The following is a 14,023-nucleotide window of genomic DNA, read 5'->3' as shown; positions in this document are numbered from 1 at the left end:
GGTGAGGGGACTGGGGGCGGCTTTACGCTGATCCGCCTTCAGGGCCAATCGAGCGCGAACGCCTATTGCGGCGCGAAGGCGCGCACGAAGCGACGGGCGGCCTCGCGGGCGCGGGCGGGGATGTCGTCGATCTCGGGGTGGGGCAGGCCCAGCACCGAGCGCAGGTGGCCGTGGCCCAGCACCATGCCGGTGAACATCTCGGCGGCGGCGACGGGATCGGGCGCGGACAGGCGGCCCAGGCGGTCCTGCTCCTCCAGCCAGACGGCCAGACGGCGCAGGTTCTGGCCGGGCCCGGCGTCATAGACGACGCGCGCCAGCTCTGGCGCCTCGGGCGAGGCCAGGGCCATGCCGCGCAGGGCGACGCCGCGCCCCTCGATGCAGACGCGCCGGATCAGGGTCTCGGCCACGCTTGCCAGGGCGGTCTCGACATCCATGTCGGAGGCGAGGGGGGCCAGGGTCTCTTCCGAGCGTTGGGCCGCCAGGTCGCGGGCGATGTCCGTCTTGGTCGGATAGCGGTTGTAGAGGGTCTGTTTGGACACGCCCGCGCGCCGGGCGACCTCGGCCATGGAGACCTTGGCGCCCTTCTCCATGAAGAGTTCGGCGGCGGCGCGCAGGATGGCGCGGCTCTTGTGTTCGTCGATCTGGCCGAGGGCGCGGGGCATCAGTGGGCGTCCGTAGGAGCTGCGGAGGGATTGGGCTTGGCCGGTTTGGACAGCAGGGTCAGGAAACCGGCGCAGGCGCAGCCGATGGCTAATAGGGCGAAGGCGTCGCCGAAGGCCAGGGTGGTCGCCTGTTTCTGCAACAGGCCGTAGATCGCCTTCATCGCCGAGGCCTGGGGGTCGATGGAGCCGGCGAAGCGCACGGCCATGCCCGCCATCATGTCGCGCACCCCCTGATGGGTCTGGTCGATGGCGCTGGTCAGCTCGACCATGTGCAGGGCGGTGTTCTGGGTCAGGGAGGTGTTGAGGATGGCCAGGCCGAAGGCGCCGCCGACGTTGCGCGACAGGTTCACCAGGCCCGAGGCGTTCTTGACCATGTGCGGCGGCAGGGTGGCCATCGTCACCTGCTGCGAGGCGATCATGGCCAGCATGACGCCGGCCCCGCGCATGGCCTGGACCCCGGCGAACTCCCAGAAGCCCCACTGATCCGTCACGATGCGGGCGTCCCACATGCCCCAGGCGGCCATCATGAAGCCCACGAACATCAGGATGCGCGCATCCACCGCCCGCACCAGCCGCCCGGCGATGGGGCCTGTGGCGAACATGGCCAGGCCGGAGACGACCATGGTGGTGCCGACCTCGGCCGCCGAATAGTCGCGCACCCGCCCCAGGAACAGCGGCAGCAGGAAGGTGCCGCCGAACAGGGCCGCGCCGACGATGAAGGTCATCAGCACCCCGACCACGAAGTTGCGGTTGCCGAAGGCGCGCAGCTCGACGATCGGATTGCGGTAGCTGAGCGAGCGCCAGACGAAGGCCGGACCGCAGACGGCGGCGACGACGCTGAGCAGCAGGATCATGTCGTCGGCGAACCAGTCCTCCTTGGAGCCCTCTTCCAACACGAACTGCAGGCTCATCAGGAAGGCGGCCATCAGGGCCAGGCCCAGCCAGTCGAAGCCCTTGGACAGGCTGGGGTCGCCCTTGTCGAAATGGGCGTAGCGCCCGACCAGGAACAGGACGATCGCGCCGGGAAAGACGTTGATGAAGAACAGCCAGCGCCAGCTGAGCCATTCCGTCAGGTGCCCGCCTAGCGTCGGGCCGACGGTGGGGGCCAGCGTTACGATCAGCCCCATGATGACGCTGGCCGTCACGCGCCGCTCGGGCGGGAAGGCGGTGAAGGCCACGGCGAAGACGGTCGGGATCATGGCCCCGCCGACGAAGCCCTGGAGCGCGCGAAAGACGATCATCATCTCGATCGACGACGACAGGCCCACGGCCACGCTCATCACCAGGAAGCCGAGACAGGAGGCCAGAAACACCTTCTGCGTGCCCCACAGCCGCGACAGGTATCCCGACAGGGGGATCATCACGACCTCGGGGATCAGATAGGCGGTCTGGATCCAGCTGATCTCATCGGCCGAGGCGCCGACCCCGGCCTGGATCTGCGGCAGGGAGGCGGCGACGATCTGGATGTCCAGAATGGCCATGAACTGGCCGATGACCATGCCGGCGAAGCCGAGCAGCAGGACGGTCCAGTTGATCTCGGGCTGATCGGCGGGGGCCGAGGCCGCCGCTGTCGGGGCCGCCGTCTGGCTCACCGGGCGGAGCTCGGGGCGGCGGCCTGGGCCAGGGCCGTCTCGCCCATGTGGGCCTCGGCGAAGGCAGGCCCGCCCTGGCTCTTCAGGTCGACCTTGACCTCGACCGACAGGCCGGGCCGCAGGATGATCGGCTGGCCCGAGGCGTCGCGCTGGACGACGATGCGGACGGGCACGCGCTGGGTGATTTTGGTGAAGTTGCCGGTGGCGTTCTCGACCGGGATCAGGGCGAATTCCGAGCCGGTGGCCGGGGCGAAGCTGTCGATACGGCCCTGCAGCGACCGGCCGGGGAAGGCGTCGGCCTTGATCTCGACCTCTTGGCCCAGACGCATCCGCCCGACCTGGGTCTCCTTGAAGTTGGCGACGACATAGGTGTCCTGCAGCGGCACTACGGACATCAGCTGGCCGCCCGCCTGCACCACCTGGCCGAGGCGCACGCCGCGCGCGCCGACGACGCCCGCGACCGGGGCGCGGATCACCGTGCGGTCCAGCGTCAGCTGCGCCTGATCGACCAGGGCGCGCGCCTGTTCGACGGCGGCCACGCTCTGCTGGCGCGAGGAGCCGAGGACGGCGGCGGTGCGCTGTTCGGCGGTCAGGGCGGCCTGGGCCTGGGCGACCGAGGCGCGGGCGGTCTCGGCGGCGGCGCGCTGGGTCTCGATGCGCTGCTGCGACACCCAGCCCTGATCGGCCAGCTTGCCGTAACGGTCGACCTCGGCGTGGGCGAGGTTCGCCTGGGCCTGGGCCTGGGTCACGGCGGCGGCGCGGGCGGCGATCGTGGCCTGCTCCTGCTCGGTCCGGGCGTCGACGTTGGCGACGGCGGCGGTCAGGGCCGCCAGATTGGCCTGGGCCTGGGCCAGGGCGGCGCGGGCGTCCGCGTCGTCCAGCCGGACCAGCACCTGACCGGCCTCGACGCGCTGGTTGTCCTTGACCAGGACTTCGACCACCTCGCCGCCGATGCGCGGGCTGACGGCCACGGTGTCGGCCTGGACGAAGGCGTTGTCGGTGCCTTCCCAGCGCTGCTTGCCCTGCCACCAGACCACGCCGCCGATAATCAGGCCCAGGCCGACGACGCCGGCGACGATCAGGGGCAGGCGCTTCTTGAACGGGGCGGGGAGGGCCATGGGGGAGACAGCTCGCTTCAATTTCGCGCGTAAAATGGACGGCGCAGTCCAGAATACAAGGCGCGACTGCGATTTTTTGTCGCATCGTCGCGAGCGCGCGACATTGACGCCGGGCGCGGGGAAGGCGAAGCGGGGGCATGGCTCCGTTGAAATCCGCCTCCCGCCAGAAGAAGGCCGTTCAGAAGGCCGGGCTGACCCCGCCGCCGGGCAAGCGTTCGCGCCAGCCGAAGAAGGCCCCCGTCGGCGCCGTCATCAGCTGGCCGCCGGATGAGGACCGGGTGGAGGAGATCTTCGTCCGCCTGTCAGGCGTCATGCCCGATCCGAAGACCGAGCTGGACTTCGTCAATCCCTACACCCTGGTGGTGGCCGTCGCCCTGTCAGCCCAGGCGACCGACGTGGGGGTCAACAAGGCGACCAAGGCCCTGTTCGCCGTCGCCGACACGCCGCAGAAGATGCTGGCCCTGGGCGAGGAGGGGCTGATCCCCCTGATCGCCTCCATCGGCCTTTACCGCACCAAGGCGAAGAACGTCATCGCCGCCGCCCGGATGCTGATCGAGAAGCACGGCGGCGAGGTGCCGCTGAAACGCGCCGACCTGCAGGCCCTGCCGGGCGTCGGGCGCAAGACCGCCAGCGTGGTGCTGAACGAACTGGGGATCGAGCCGGCCATCGCGGTGGACACCCACGTCTTCCGTGTTTCGCACCGGCTGGGCCTGGCCAATGCGGCGACGCCGGACAAGGTGGAGGTCCAGCTGCACCAGGTGGTGCCCGAGGCCTGGCTGCCCAAGGCGCACCACTGGCTGATCCTGCACGGCCGCTACACCTGTCTGGCGCAGCGGCCGAAGTGCAGCGCCTGCGTGATCTCCGATCTGTGCCCGTCGCGGGCCAGCTTCATGGGCGTGTAGGCTTAACGCTCCAGCTGCGCCCGCACCGCCTGACCGAAGCGGGCGCCGGCTTCAGGCGCGGCGGCCAGGTAGAAGTCCGGCTCGATCAGTTCGGCCTCCATCAGCACCCAGTCGCCGTCGTCGTCCTTGGTCATGTCGATGCGGGCGTAGAGCAGGTCTTCGTCGATGGCGGCCAGGGTGCGTTCGGCCAGATCGAGCGCGCCCAGGGGCGCGGCCTTTAGCGCCTGGTATCGGCCGCCGTACTGGGTCTGGATGCGGAACTCGCCCGCCGCGCCGGGGCGCTTGTTCACGACGTGGCTCAGTTCGCCGCCGAAATAGAGCAGGGAGGTCTCGCCCTCGGTCTCGATGGCCTTGAGATAGGGCTGGATCATCGTTCCGCCGACGGGGGCGTCGGCCAGGGCCGCGTCCAGCAGGTCGCCCGCCGCCACCCGCAGGGTGCGCCAGGCGCCGCCCGAGACGGTCGGCTTGACGATCAGGGTCTCGGCCCCCGTGGCGGCGAAGGCGGCTTCCAGAACCGCAGCGTCGACGTGGTCGGCGAAGATCGTCTCGGGCACGGCGACGCCTTTTTCCGCCAGGCGGGCCAGATAGCGTTTGTCGGCGTTCCAGCGCAGGGTCGCGGCCGGATTGGCCAGGGGCGCGCCCGCCTCGGCCCAGGTCGTGCAGGCCTGGACCCAGTGGTCGTGATCCTGATGATAGCCCCAGACCAGCAGCGGCAGGACCAGGGGGAAGTCCATCAGGGCGCGGGCGTTCTCGACGTGGTCGGTCCAGGGCGTCGGCCGCGCCGTGATCCCCGCCGTCGCCAGCGCCTCGCCCAGCCGGTCCAGCACGCCGGGCCACAGGGTCGAATAGGTGGGGTCGGCCGGATCGGGGGTCAGGACGGCGACGTCGGTCATGGGCGCGGCTCCGCATGGCCCGGCAGGGCGGTGTGCAACAGGTCCATCGGCTTTAGGCCGCCGCCGGATCGGCGTGAAGGGCCGCTTTTCGCACGAGGGCAGGGCCGGCGCACTGGCGCGCAGCCGTCTCGCCCGCTATGGGGCGGACATGACCCAATCCCTGCCCGCCTTCGCCCAAAACGCCCGTTTCGACGTCTGCGCCCTGGGCAACGCCATCGTCGACGTCCTGGCTCCGTGCGATGCGGCCTTCCTTGAGGCCAAGGGCCTGATCCCCGGCTCGATGCAGCTGGTCGACGAGGATCAGAGCGCGACCCTGTATGACGCCATGGCGGCGGGGGTCGAGGCCTCGGGCGGTTCGGCGGGCAACACCGTGGCGGGCGTCGGCTCGTTCGGCGGGCGCGCCGCCTATATCGGCAAGGTGGCCAAGGACACCCTGGGCGAGGTCTTCAGCCACGACATCCGCGCCGTCGGCGTCCACTTCGACACCCCCGTGCTGGAAGACGGCGCGGGCAAGGGCTTCGGCACCGGCCGCTGCCTGATCAACGTCACGCCGGACGGCCAGCGCACCATGTGCACCTTCCTGGGCGCCGCCAACCAACTGACCACGGCCGACGTCGACGCGGGCGTGATCGGCGACAGCGCCATCGTCTATCTGGAAGGCTATCTGTTCGATCCGGCCCCGGCCCGCGCGGCTTTCGAGGCCGCCGCCGCCGCCGCCCATGCGGCGGGCCGCAAGGTCGCCATCACCCTGTCGGACAGCTTTGTCGTCCACCGCTGGCGCGCCGAACTGCTGGCCTTCATCGAGACCTCGGCCGACATCGTCCTGGCCAATGAGGCCGAGCTGCACGCCCTGTTCGAGACCGAGGACTTCGACCACGCCGCCGCCCACCTGGGCCGCATCGTCGAGGTGGCGGCCGTGACGCGCGGCGCCGCCGGTTCGGTGCTGTTCCGCGGCGGCGAGCGGGTCGAGGTCGCCGCCTATCCGGTCGAGAAGGTCGTCGACACCACGGGCGCCGGCGATCAGTACGCGGCGGGCGTTCTGCTGGGCCTGTCGCGTGGCCTGTCCCTGGCCGAGGCCGGGGCTCTGGGTTCGCTGGCCGCGTCGGAGGTCATCGCCCACTGGGGTCCGCGCCCGATGGTGGGGCTGAAAGACCTGGCGGCGCAGCACGGCCTGAGCCTCTAAGAGCCGCGACAAAGGGTCGGACGTCGCGCCCGCTTGCCGTGGGGCGCTGGGCCGCGTAATCGGCGGCCCATGTTCGGCCTCGCCAATCCCGACCGCTTCATGCGCTTCACCGGCCCCTTGGTGCCGGTGTTGTGGATATGCGCGCTCGGCCTGCTGCTGCTGGGGACGTGGTTCAGCTTCGCCGCGCCGGGAGACTATCAGCAGGGCGACACCGTCCGCATCATGTTCATCCACGTTCCGGCCGCCAGTCTGGGCCTGATGGCATATGCGGCGCTGGGCGTGTCCAGCTTCTTCGCCCTGGTGTTCCGCCATCCGCTGGCCGATGCGGCGGCGCGGGCGGCGGCCGTGCCGGGCGCGGCCTTCACGGCCCTGGCCCTGGTCACCGGCTCCCTGTGGGGCCAGCCCATGTGGGGGACGTGGTGGGTGTGGGACGCGCGCCTGACCAGCGTGCTGGTGCTGCTTCTCTTCTACCTCGGCTACATGGCCCTGCGCGCCTCGATCGACGATGAGGCCAAGGCGGCGCGGGCGGCGGCGGTGCTGGGTCTGGTCGGCCTGATCAATCTGCCGATCGTTAAGTTTTCGGTCGACTGGTGGAACACCCTGCACCAGCCCGCGTCGCTGCTGCGGTCGGGCGGGACCAGCGTGGACCCGGTCTTCCTGCCCGCCCTGCTGACCATGATGGCGGCCTACGCCGTGCTGTTCGGGGCGATCTGGCTGACGTCGATCCGCACCGAGGTCCGTCGCCGCCGCGTTCTGACCCTTCGCGCCCGCGCGGCGCTGGAAGCCTGATGGAGGCGCTTCGTGCTTGATCTGGACATGAGCCCCTACGGCGCCTTCGTCTGGCCCGCCTGGGGGATCAGCGCCGTGGTGCTGGCCGCCCTGTCGGCGCGCGCCCTGATCGCGGCCCGTCGCTGGAAGCGCGAGCTGGCCCGGCTGGAGGCCGCGCGCAAATGAAACGTTGGCTGTCTCTTGCGCCCATCGTCGTCCTGGCGGCGCTGGGGATCTTCCTGATGACGCAGATGGACCGGATGGCGGGCGATCCCGCTGCGGGTCCGACCTACAAGCCGGACGCCCTGGTCGGCCAGCCGATCCCGGAGACGACGGTCCTGCCTATCCTGGCGGGCGGTAAGGCTAGCGACGACCTGCTGGACCTGAAGACGGCGGGGGTCGGCAAGCCGATGATCGTCAACCTGTTCGCCAGCTGGTGCGCGCCGTGCCGTCTGGAGCATCCGCATCTGATGACGCTGAAGGAGCAGGGCATCGCCGTGGTCGGCGTGGCCTATAAGGACGATCCCGTCGCCACCGACGCCTTCCTGGAAGAGCTGGGCGATCCCTACCGCCTGGTGCTGGTCGACCGCGAGGGACGCGCCGGGCTGGACCTGGGCGTGTCGGGCGTGCCCGAGAGCTTCGCCGTCGACGCCTATGGGACCATCGTCGCCAAGTCCTCGGGGCCGATCCTGACCGACGCCGATCTGAAGAAGCTGACCGACGCCCTGAACGCCCCGGCGCGTTGAGGCGATCGCGCGAAACAGGGTGAATCGCGCATTAACCATATCTAGACGAAGCGCGGGCATCCTCAGCCCATGTCCGCGATTTCGTCCGAGCGGCCGGCCTTTCCGCCCCAGGCGGGCGGTGCGGCCCACGCCCTGAGAACGGCCCAGTCGGCCTTCTTCCGCCAGGCCATGGGGTTGGCGGCGCCGATGGCGGCCGAGGAGACTGCGCGTCCCGCTGCAGCGGCTGCTGCGCCGGTCGAGCAGGCGGCGCCGACGTCGCGCCTGCAACGCCCCGGCTCCCTGCTCGACATTCGGGTTTAGGGCGCAGCCTCAATACCCCGCTCATCCCGGCGGACGCCGGAAGGGAAGGACTTAGCCTTCAGCCGCGTCCTTGAGCGGAACCACGACGGCGTCGGCGACGTCGTCGGTCTGTGCTTGCTCCACGACCGGCTCGCCCTTTTTCTTCTTCTTGCCGCGGCCGTCGGTCTTGCCGTCGCCCTTGCGGGCGGCTTTTTCCGCCTTCTTGGCGTCCTTGGCGGCCTTCTTCGCCGCCTTGATGTCGGCGCGAGCCTGTTCGGGGGCGGCGTCGGCGGCGTCGGACAGGCTGCACAACAGGTCCAGGAAGCTGTCGCGCTTGGACTTGGGCAGCAGGCCCATGATCCGCTTGTCGGCGGCCTCGACGCGCGGGCGAGCGGCCAGCAGGGCGGCCTCGCCCTCGGGCGACAGGCGCACGGCCTTGGCGCGCGCGTCCAGCGTCGAGCGTTCCCGCTCCAGCAGGCCCTTGGTCGTCATCCGCGCCACCAGGTCGGCCAGGGTCGAGCGGTCGATGCCGGTGGCCTTGACCAGATCGGTCTGAGTCAGGCCCGAGCGGGCGGCCACGGCCTCCAGCACGGCGAACTGGCGCTGGGTCAGGCCGTCCGGCCCTGCTTCCTCGGCGTAGATGTCCAGCGCCAGCTGCAACGCGCGGTGCATCAGATGGCTGGGCGATTCCGCCAGCCCGCCCTTGATCTTCGCCTGCTTGCCCGACTTGATCATCGTCTTCGTCCCCGAACAGCCCGATACCGGCCGTGGCCGGATGATGCTGCAACAGCTAACAGCCCGGCTTAACGCTTTGACGACGTTAAGGCTGACGGTTTGAAGACATTTAGTTGGTGGGCCTACCGGGCTTCGCCCTACTTGAGGCCCAGAATGGGTGCGTGAACGGGCCACTCACTCCGTCATCCTCGGGCTTGACCCGAGGGTGACGGCGAGAAGCGAGACGCTCTGAACCTAGAGGCCCGTGTCGGGGGAGACGGGGCCGCGTTCCTCGTCCTTGGTCATGTTCTTCAGGATCAGCGGCACCTGCGACAGGCCGAAGATGGAGGCCGCGATCCACAGCACGCCGCGGAAGGCCGTCCAGACGCCGTTGGGATCGGGCGTCCCCAGGTTCAGCGTCGACCAGATGGCGGTGACGGCGGTCGGGCTGCGGAACACCTCATTGGCGATGGCGACGGCCAGGAAGTAGAGGCCGTAGCGGAAGGTCAGCTTGCGCCAGGCCTCATCCGTCACCTTGATGGCCGAACCCAGCAGGGCCTTGAACGGATACTTCTTCAGCGGCAGCGAGCCCAGCAGGACGGCGGCCAGCAGGCCGTTCTGCACCGTCAGCTTCAGCTTCACGAACAGATCGTCGTCGGTGACGATGGTCAGGATGCCGAACACCAGGGCGAAGCCGCCGGTGATCAGGGGCATGGGCGCCAGGCGCCGCTCCAGCACGAAGCCGACGGCCAGGGCGATGATCGAGGCGATGACCAGAACCCAGGTCGCCTTGATCATGTCGCGGGTGATGAAATAGGCGGCCATGAAGGCGACCAGGGCGCCGAAGTCGACGGCCTGACGAATCCACTGCGGACGCTTGGTTTCGGTCGCTTCACTCATACGCTTCAGTCCTCAAGCCCGACCAGGGATCGGGAAAACGCGCGGGCGTCGAACGGTTGCAGATCCTCGACCCCTTCGCCGACGCCGATCAGCTTGATCGGGGCGTCCGAGGCCTGGGCCACGGGCACCAGGACGCCGCCGCGCGCGGTGCCGTCCAGCTTGGTCATCACCACGCCCGAGACATAGGCGGTGCGGCCGAAGATCTTTTCCTGCTCCAGCGCATTGCGGCCGACGGTGGCGTCCAGCACCAGCAGGGTTTCGTGCGGGGCGTCGGCGTCGACCTTCTTCAGCACGCGCACGATCTTGAGCAGTTCGTCCATCAGGGTCGACTTGTTCTGCAGCCGCCCGGCCGTGTCGATCAGCACGACGTCGAAGCCTTCTTCCTTCGCCTTGGCGAAGGCGTCGAAGGCCAGGCCGGCGGCGTCGGCGCCGTCGCGGCGGCTCTCGAAATGGGCGCCCGCGCGGTCGGCCCAGACCTTGAGCTGTTCGCGGGCGGCGGCGCGGAAGGTGTCGCCGGCGACGATCATCACCTTGGCGCCCTTGGCCGTCAGGTCCGAGGCGATCTTGCCCAGGGTCGTGGTCTTGCCCGAGCCGTTCACGCCGACGAACAGGACGACATAGGGCTTGGGCCCCGACAGCGGGTCGAACGTCGCCTGACGCGGCGTCAGTTCGGCGGCCACGGCCTCGGCCAGGGCCTCCTTGATCTCGCGCTCGTCGGAGGTCTTGCCGAAGCGCAGCTCGCGGAAGCGCTCGACGATGCGGGCCGAGGCGGCGGGGCCGAGATCGCTCTCGATCAGATGCTCTTCCAGCCGCTCCAGCGCCTCCTCCGAGAGGGGCTCTTTGACGAAGGTCGAGACGACCTGATCGGTCATCTGTTTCGAAGACCGGGACAGGCCTTCGCTCAGCCGCTGGAACCAGCCTTTTTTGGGCGTATCGCTCATGACGTGAGCCTTAGCCGACAGCGGTTCGCAGGTCACTACAAACCGCTCATCCCGGCCGACGCCGGGAGCCAGTGCTTTGGCTTCGCGGCGCAACCCTATATTGATCGGGAAGGCCGCAAGGTCTGTGCCTATGGCTCTCACTGGCTCCCGGCGTCGGCCGGGATGAGCGGAAAATAGATGGCGAAGTCTGAGACGCATTCCTTCCACGCCCCGCGCAGCCACGGCTTCGTGCGCGTCGCCGCCGCGACCCCGGTGGTCCATGTCGCCGATCCGGCCGCCAACGCCGAGGAACACGAACGGCTGATCCGTCAGGCGGGCGCGCAGGGCGCAGATATGCTGGTCTTCCCCGAACTGTCCTTGAGCGCCTACGCCATCGACGACCTGCACATGCAGGCGGCTCTGCTGGAGGAGGTCGAGCGCCGGATCGCGCGTCTGGCCGAGGTCGCGGACGAGGCGGGCGTCATCGCCGTGATCGGCGCGCCGATCCGCAACGGCGACGCCCTGTTCAACTGCGCCGTAGTGCTGGGCGGGGGCGAGGTGCTGGGCGTGGTCCCCAAGACCTATCTGCCTAACTATCGCGAATATTATGAGAAGCGCTGGTTCGCGCCTGCGGCCAGCCGCAGCGAGGACGCTGTCGTCCTGAACGGTGCGAGCGTCGATTTCGCGCCGGGCCTGATCTTCGAGGCGACGAACCGTCCGGGCTTCGTCTTCGCCGTCGAGATCTGCGAGGATTTCTGGGCGCCTCAGCCGCCCTCGACGCGGGCGGCGCTCGCGGGGGCGCGCATCCTGTGCAACCTCTCGGCTTCCAACATCGTCATCGGCAAGGCGGACGAGCGCGCCCTGCTGTGCGCCAGCCAGTCGGCGCGCACCCTGTCGGCCTATGTCTTCGCCGCCTCGGGCTGGGGCGAGAGCACGACGGATCTGGCGTGGGACGGTCAGGCGACCATTCATGAACTGGGCGCCAAGCTGGCCGAGGGCGAGCGGTTCGCGCTGGACAGCCATCTGACCGTCGCCGACGTGGACGTGGATCGCATTGGTCTGGACCGCCTGCGCAACGGCACCTTCGCCGACTGCGCCCGGCTGGAAGGCGAGGCCGCGACGGTGGTTCCTTTCGAGGCGGGGGAGGGGCCGACCGACGCCCTGATCCGTCCGCTGGACCGCTTCCCCTTTGTGCCGGACGACGCCGCGCGTTTGGATCAGGACTGCTTCGAGGCCTTCAATATTCAGGTCCAGGGGCTGATGCGGCGGATGACGGCGACGGGGTCGAAGGCGCTGGTGATTGGCGTCTCGGGAGGGCTGGATTCGACCCAGGCCCTGCTGGTCGCCTGCCGCGCCTTTGATCGGCTGGAGCTGCCGCGCACCGGCATCCTAGCCTTCACCATGCCGGGGTTTGCGACGTCGGACGGCACCAAGTCCAACGCCTGGGCGCTGATGAAGGCGCTGGGGGTGACGGGGGCCGAGATCGACATTCGCCCCGCCGCCGAACAGATGCTGCGCGACATCGGCCACGCCTTCGCTGATGGTCAGCCAGTCCACGACATCACCTTCGAGAACGTCCAGGCGGGCCTGCGCACCGACTATCTGTTCCGCCTGGCCAATCAGAACCACGGCTTCGTGCTGGGCACCGGCGACCTGTCGGAACTGGCCCTGGGCTGGTGCACCTATGGCGTCGGCGACCACATGAGCCACTACAACGTTAACGGCGGGGTGGCGAAGACCCTGATCCAGCACCTGATCCGCTGGGTGGCCGAGCGCGGCCTGGTCGGCGAGGCGGCGACCCCGACGCTGCACGCCATCCTGGCCACGGAAATCTCGCCCGAACTGGTGCCGGCGGGCGCCGACGGCGCGATCCAGTCGACGCAGAGCATCGTCGGCCCATATGCGCTGAACGACTTCTTCCTGTTCTACATCAGCCGCTTCGGCCTGAAGCCGTCGAAGGTCGCCTATCTGGCGCATCAGGCCTGGGGCGATCCGGCGCGCGGGGACTGGCCGTCCGGCCTGCCGCAGGGCGAGCGCGTCGCCTACGACCTGGCGACCATCAAGGCCTGGCTGCGCAAGTTCCTGATCCGCTTCTTCCAGACCAGCCAGTTCAAACGCTCGGCCGTGCCGAACGGGCCGAAGGTGGTGACGGGCGGATCGCTGTCGCCGCGCGGCGACTGGCGGGCGCCGTCGGATTCCTCGGCGCGGGTGTGGCTGGACGAACTGGACGCCAATACGCCGGGCTGATGCGCGCGGGGGTTGAAACGACCCGACTGGGGTTTACCCGCCCGCACGGCGCGGGTTAGCGTTTTCTTCTCCCCGCCCTCTGTGAGCCTGACACACCCGGTCGTGCGGGAGAGCCCGGATCTGTCCGGGTCAGCCTAGGGCTGAGCGTTCGGGGCTGAAGAAGGATACGCCATGCGTTTTGCAACGGCCGCCGCCCCGACCGCCATTCTGGCCGCCCTGTTCCTGACCGCCGCGCCCGCCCTGGCGCAGGACGCCGCTCCCGCGCCCGCCGCCGCAGTAGCCGCAGCCGGCGAACCGACCGACGCGGAACTGACCCAGTTCGCCGCCGCCATGAAGACGGTCCAGAGCGTGGCCGCGACCGTCCAGAACGGAGCGCCCACCGAGGACCAGCAGGCCCAGATGGCCGCCGCCGTGCAGAACTCGGGCCTGGCCGTCGAGCGGTTCAACGCCATTTCGGCCGCCGTTTCGGCTGACCCGATGCTGCAGGCCCGCGCGGCTGTGGCGGGCGCGACGCCGTCCGCGCCCGGCTCGGTCGGGGCCGGCGTCACCGACGCTGAAGCCGGTCAATTCGCCGCCGCCATGGGCGAGATCTCGGGCATCGCCCGCGCCCTGAACGGCGCCCAGCCGAACGCTGAACAGCAGGCCGAGATGGCCGCCGCCATCCAGAACTCGGGCCTTGAGATCGAGCGCTTCAACGCCATTTCCGCCGCTACGGCCCAGGACGAGCATCTGCAAGCGCGCATCGCCCTTGCCCAGGCGCGTCAGGGGGAATAGGCCAGTTGAAACGAGGGCCGTCGCTGATGCGGCGGCCCTTCTTCCATTTCAGACAGGACTGATCATGAGCGACGACGTCACCAAGGACTCCAACGGCAACCTCCTGTCGGACGGCGACAGCGTGACCCTGATCAAGGATCTGAAGGTCAAGGGCTCGGGCGGGGTGACGCTGAAGCGCGGCACCCTGGTCAAGAACATCCGCCTGACCGGCGACCCCGACGAAATCGAGGCCAACGTCGAGAAGGTGCGCGGCCTGGTCCTGCGCACGGAGTTCGTGAAGAAGGCATAATTTAAGAGGGCCTACCGCGCTTCGCGCTACTTGAGG

General features: G+C 69.3%; 16 protein-coding genes. 9 read left to right on the top strand and 7 right to left on the bottom strand.

Features of this window, described 5'->3' with window-relative positions; genetic code table 11:
- Nucleotides 1-62: 62 nt before the first annotated feature.
- Genes FGL25_RS15390 through FGL25_RS15380 form a run of 3 tightly spaced genes read right to left on the bottom strand, consistent with a single transcriptional unit; the run spans nucleotide 63 to nucleotide 3,372 of the window.
- Nucleotides 63-662: a TetR/AcrR family transcriptional regulator gene (locus tag FGL25_RS15390; RefSeq protein ID WP_003166598.1), complete on the bottom strand. Its 600-nt coding sequence runs from the start codon at nucleotides 660-662 to the stop codon at nucleotides 63-65.
- The gene (locus FGL25_RS15385) at nucleotides 662-2,254 is read right to left on the bottom strand and encodes a DHA2 family efflux MFS transporter permease subunit (protein ID WP_138142185.1); all 1,593 of its coding nucleotides are present in this window, start codon (nucleotides 2,252-2,254) and stop codon (nucleotides 662-664) included. The genes FGL25_RS15390 and FGL25_RS15385 overlap by 1 nt, the downstream gene beginning before the upstream one ends.
- Nucleotides 2,251-3,372 (bottom strand): HlyD family secretion protein, encoded by a 1,122-nt coding sequence (locus FGL25_RS15380; protein WP_138142184.1) that lies wholly within the window; start codon nucleotides 3,370-3,372, stop codon nucleotides 2,251-2,253. The genes FGL25_RS15385 and FGL25_RS15380 overlap by 4 nt, the downstream gene beginning before the upstream one ends.
- A 137-nt stretch (nucleotides 3,373-3,509) precedes the next feature.
- Between FGL25_RS15380 and nth the strand changes: the two genes are divergently transcribed.
- Complete coding sequence (gene nth, locus FGL25_RS15375; RefSeq protein ID WP_252970222.1) at nucleotides 3,510-4,274, top strand: endonuclease III; 765 nt, start codon at nucleotides 3,510-3,512, stop codon at nucleotides 4,272-4,274.
- Between the two features lie 2 nt (nucleotides 4,275-4,276).
- Here the strand turns inward: nth and FGL25_RS15370 are convergent, their stop codons facing one another.
- Nucleotides 4,277-5,167, bottom strand: coding sequence for an ATP-grasp domain-containing protein (locus FGL25_RS15370; RefSeq protein ID WP_138142183.1), 891 nt, complete (start codon nucleotides 5,165-5,167; stop codon nucleotides 4,277-4,279).
- 148 nt (nucleotides 5,168-5,315) lie between these two features.
- On the opposite strand from FGL25_RS15370, the gene FGL25_RS15365 reads away from it, so the two are divergent.
- The 5 genes from FGL25_RS15365 to FGL25_RS15345 all read left to right on the top strand — a co-directional run bounded on the left by FGL25_RS15365 (nucleotide 5,316) and on the right by FGL25_RS15345 (nucleotide 8,164).
- Nucleotides 5,316-6,350 (top strand): adenosine kinase, encoded by a 1,035-nt coding sequence (locus tag FGL25_RS15365; RefSeq protein ID WP_138142182.1) that lies wholly within the window; start codon nucleotides 5,316-5,318, stop codon nucleotides 6,348-6,350.
- 69 nt (nucleotides 6,351-6,419) lie between these two features.
- Complete coding sequence (ccmC, locus tag FGL25_RS15360) at nucleotides 6,420-7,139, top strand: heme ABC transporter permease CcmC (protein WP_138142181.1); 720 nt, start codon at nucleotides 6,420-6,422, stop codon at nucleotides 7,137-7,139.
- A gap of 12 nt (nucleotides 7,140-7,151) precedes the next feature.
- Nucleotides 7,152-7,304, top strand: coding sequence for a heme exporter protein CcmD (gene ccmD / locus FGL25_RS15355; protein WP_003166605.1), 153 nt, complete (start codon nucleotides 7,152-7,154; stop codon nucleotides 7,302-7,304).
- The gene (locus tag FGL25_RS15350) at nucleotides 7,301-7,864 is read left to right on the top strand and encodes a DsbE family thiol:disulfide interchange protein (RefSeq protein WP_138142180.1); all 564 of its coding nucleotides are present in this window, start codon (nucleotides 7,301-7,303) and stop codon (nucleotides 7,862-7,864) included. Before ccmD ends, FGL25_RS15350 begins: the two co-directional genes overlap by 4 nt.
- A gap of 69 nt (nucleotides 7,865-7,933) precedes the next feature.
- Nucleotides 7,934-8,164 carry a hypothetical protein gene (locus FGL25_RS15345; RefSeq protein ID WP_076224635.1) on the top strand — a complete coding sequence of 77 codons (231 nt, stop codon included), beginning with the start codon at nucleotides 7,934-7,936 and terminating at the stop codon, nucleotides 8,162-8,164.
- A 51-nt stretch (nucleotides 8,165-8,215) separates the two neighbouring features.
- Here the strand turns inward: FGL25_RS15345 and FGL25_RS15340 are convergent, their stop codons facing one another.
- The 3 genes from FGL25_RS15340 to ftsY all read right to left on the bottom strand — a co-directional run bounded on the left by FGL25_RS15340 (nucleotide 8,216) and on the right by ftsY (nucleotide 10,698).
- A complete protein-coding gene (locus tag FGL25_RS15340) occupies nucleotides 8,216-8,878 on the bottom strand; it encodes a MarR family winged helix-turn-helix transcriptional regulator (RefSeq protein WP_128719225.1) in 663 nt (220 codons plus the stop codon).
- 234 nt (nucleotides 8,879-9,112) lie between these two features.
- Nucleotides 9,113-9,757, bottom strand: a complete 645-nt coding sequence (locus FGL25_RS15335; protein ID WP_003166610.1) for an inner membrane-spanning protein YciB — start codon at nucleotides 9,755-9,757, stop codon at nucleotides 9,113-9,115.
- 5 nt (nucleotides 9,758-9,762) lie between these two features.
- Entirely contained in the window at nucleotides 9,763-10,698 is a 936-nt protein-coding gene (gene ftsY / locus FGL25_RS15330; protein ID WP_046652747.1) for a signal recognition particle-docking protein FtsY, read from the bottom strand.
- Nucleotides 10,699-10,875: 177 nt separating this feature from the next.
- Here ftsY and FGL25_RS15325 point away from each other — a divergent pair, with 177 nt between their 5' ends.
- From FGL25_RS15325 to FGL25_RS15315, 3 genes are all read left to right on the top strand, one after another.
- Nucleotides 10,876-12,924: an NAD(+) synthase gene (locus tag FGL25_RS15325; RefSeq protein ID WP_138142179.1), complete on the top strand. Its 2,049-nt coding sequence runs from the start codon at nucleotides 10,876-10,878 to the stop codon at nucleotides 12,922-12,924.
- Between the two features lie 171 nt (nucleotides 12,925-13,095).
- On the top strand, nucleotides 13,096-13,698 hold the full coding sequence (locus tag FGL25_RS15320) for a DUF4168 domain-containing protein (RefSeq protein WP_088410809.1): 603 nt from the start codon (nucleotides 13,096-13,098) through the stop codon (nucleotides 13,696-13,698).
- 64 nt (nucleotides 13,699-13,762) lie between these two features.
- Nucleotides 13,763-13,987 carry an alkylphosphonate utilization protein gene (locus tag FGL25_RS15315; protein WP_003166615.1) on the top strand — a complete coding sequence of 75 codons (225 nt, stop codon included), beginning with the start codon at nucleotides 13,763-13,765 and terminating at the stop codon, nucleotides 13,985-13,987.
- The last annotated feature ends 36 nt before the right edge of the window (nucleotides 13,988-14,023 follow it).

This window comes from Brevundimonas vancanneytii, from assembly GCF_901421975.1.
GTDB classification, from domain to species: domain Bacteria; phylum Pseudomonadota; class Alphaproteobacteria; order Caulobacterales; family Caulobacteraceae; genus Brevundimonas; species Brevundimonas diminuta.
This window is presented reverse-complemented; position numbering and strand designations above follow the sequence as displayed.

What these genes read in the sequence shown, in the direction of transcription:
- FGL25_RS15390 (WP_003166598.1), bottom strand. Translation starts at nt 662, where the DNA reads ATGCCCCGCGCCCTCGGCCAGATCGACGAACACAAGAGCCGCGCCATC.
- FGL25_RS15380 (WP_138142184.1), bottom strand. Translation starts at nt 3,372, where the DNA reads ATGGCCCTCCCCGCCCCGTTCAAGAAGCGCCTGCCCCTGATCGTCGCC.
- nth (WP_252970222.1), top strand. Translation starts at nt 3,510, where the DNA reads ATGGCTCCGTTGAAATCCGCCTCCCGCCAGAAGAAGGCCGTTCAGAAG.
- FGL25_RS15370 (WP_138142183.1), bottom strand. Translation starts at nt 5,167, where the DNA reads ATGACCGACGTCGCCGTCCTGACCCCCGATCCGGCCGACCCCACCTAT.
- FGL25_RS15365 (WP_138142182.1), top strand. Translation starts at nt 5,316, where the DNA reads ATGACCCAATCCCTGCCCGCCTTCGCCCAAAACGCCCGTTTCGACGTC.
- ccmC (WP_138142181.1), top strand. Translation starts at nt 6,420, where the DNA reads ATGTTCGGCCTCGCCAATCCCGACCGCTTCATGCGCTTCACCGGCCCC.
- FGL25_RS15350 (WP_138142180.1), top strand. Translation starts at nt 7,301, where the DNA reads ATGAAACGTTGGCTGTCTCTTGCGCCCATCGTCGTCCTGGCGGCGCTG.
- FGL25_RS15345 (WP_076224635.1), top strand. Translation starts at nt 7,934, where the DNA reads ATGTCCGCGATTTCGTCCGAGCGGCCGGCCTTTCCGCCCCAGGCGGGC.
- FGL25_RS15340 (WP_128719225.1), bottom strand. Translation starts at nt 8,878, where the DNA reads ATGATCAAGTCGGGCAAGCAGGCGAAGATCAAGGGCGGGCTGGCGGAA.
- FGL25_RS15335 (WP_003166610.1), bottom strand. Translation starts at nt 9,757, where the DNA reads ATGAGTGAAGCGACCGAAACCAAGCGTCCGCAGTGGATTCGTCAGGCC.
- ftsY (WP_046652747.1), bottom strand. Translation starts at nt 10,698, where the DNA reads ATGAGCGATACGCCCAAAAAAGGCTGGTTCCAGCGGCTGAGCGAAGGC.
- FGL25_RS15325 (WP_138142179.1), top strand. Translation starts at nt 10,876, where the DNA reads ATGGCGAAGTCTGAGACGCATTCCTTCCACGCCCCGCGCAGCCACGGC.
- FGL25_RS15320 (WP_088410809.1), top strand. Translation starts at nt 13,096, where the DNA reads ATGCGTTTTGCAACGGCCGCCGCCCCGACCGCCATTCTGGCCGCCCTG.
- FGL25_RS15315 (WP_003166615.1), top strand. Translation starts at nt 13,763, where the DNA reads ATGAGCGACGACGTCACCAAGGACTCCAACGGCAACCTCCTGTCGGAC.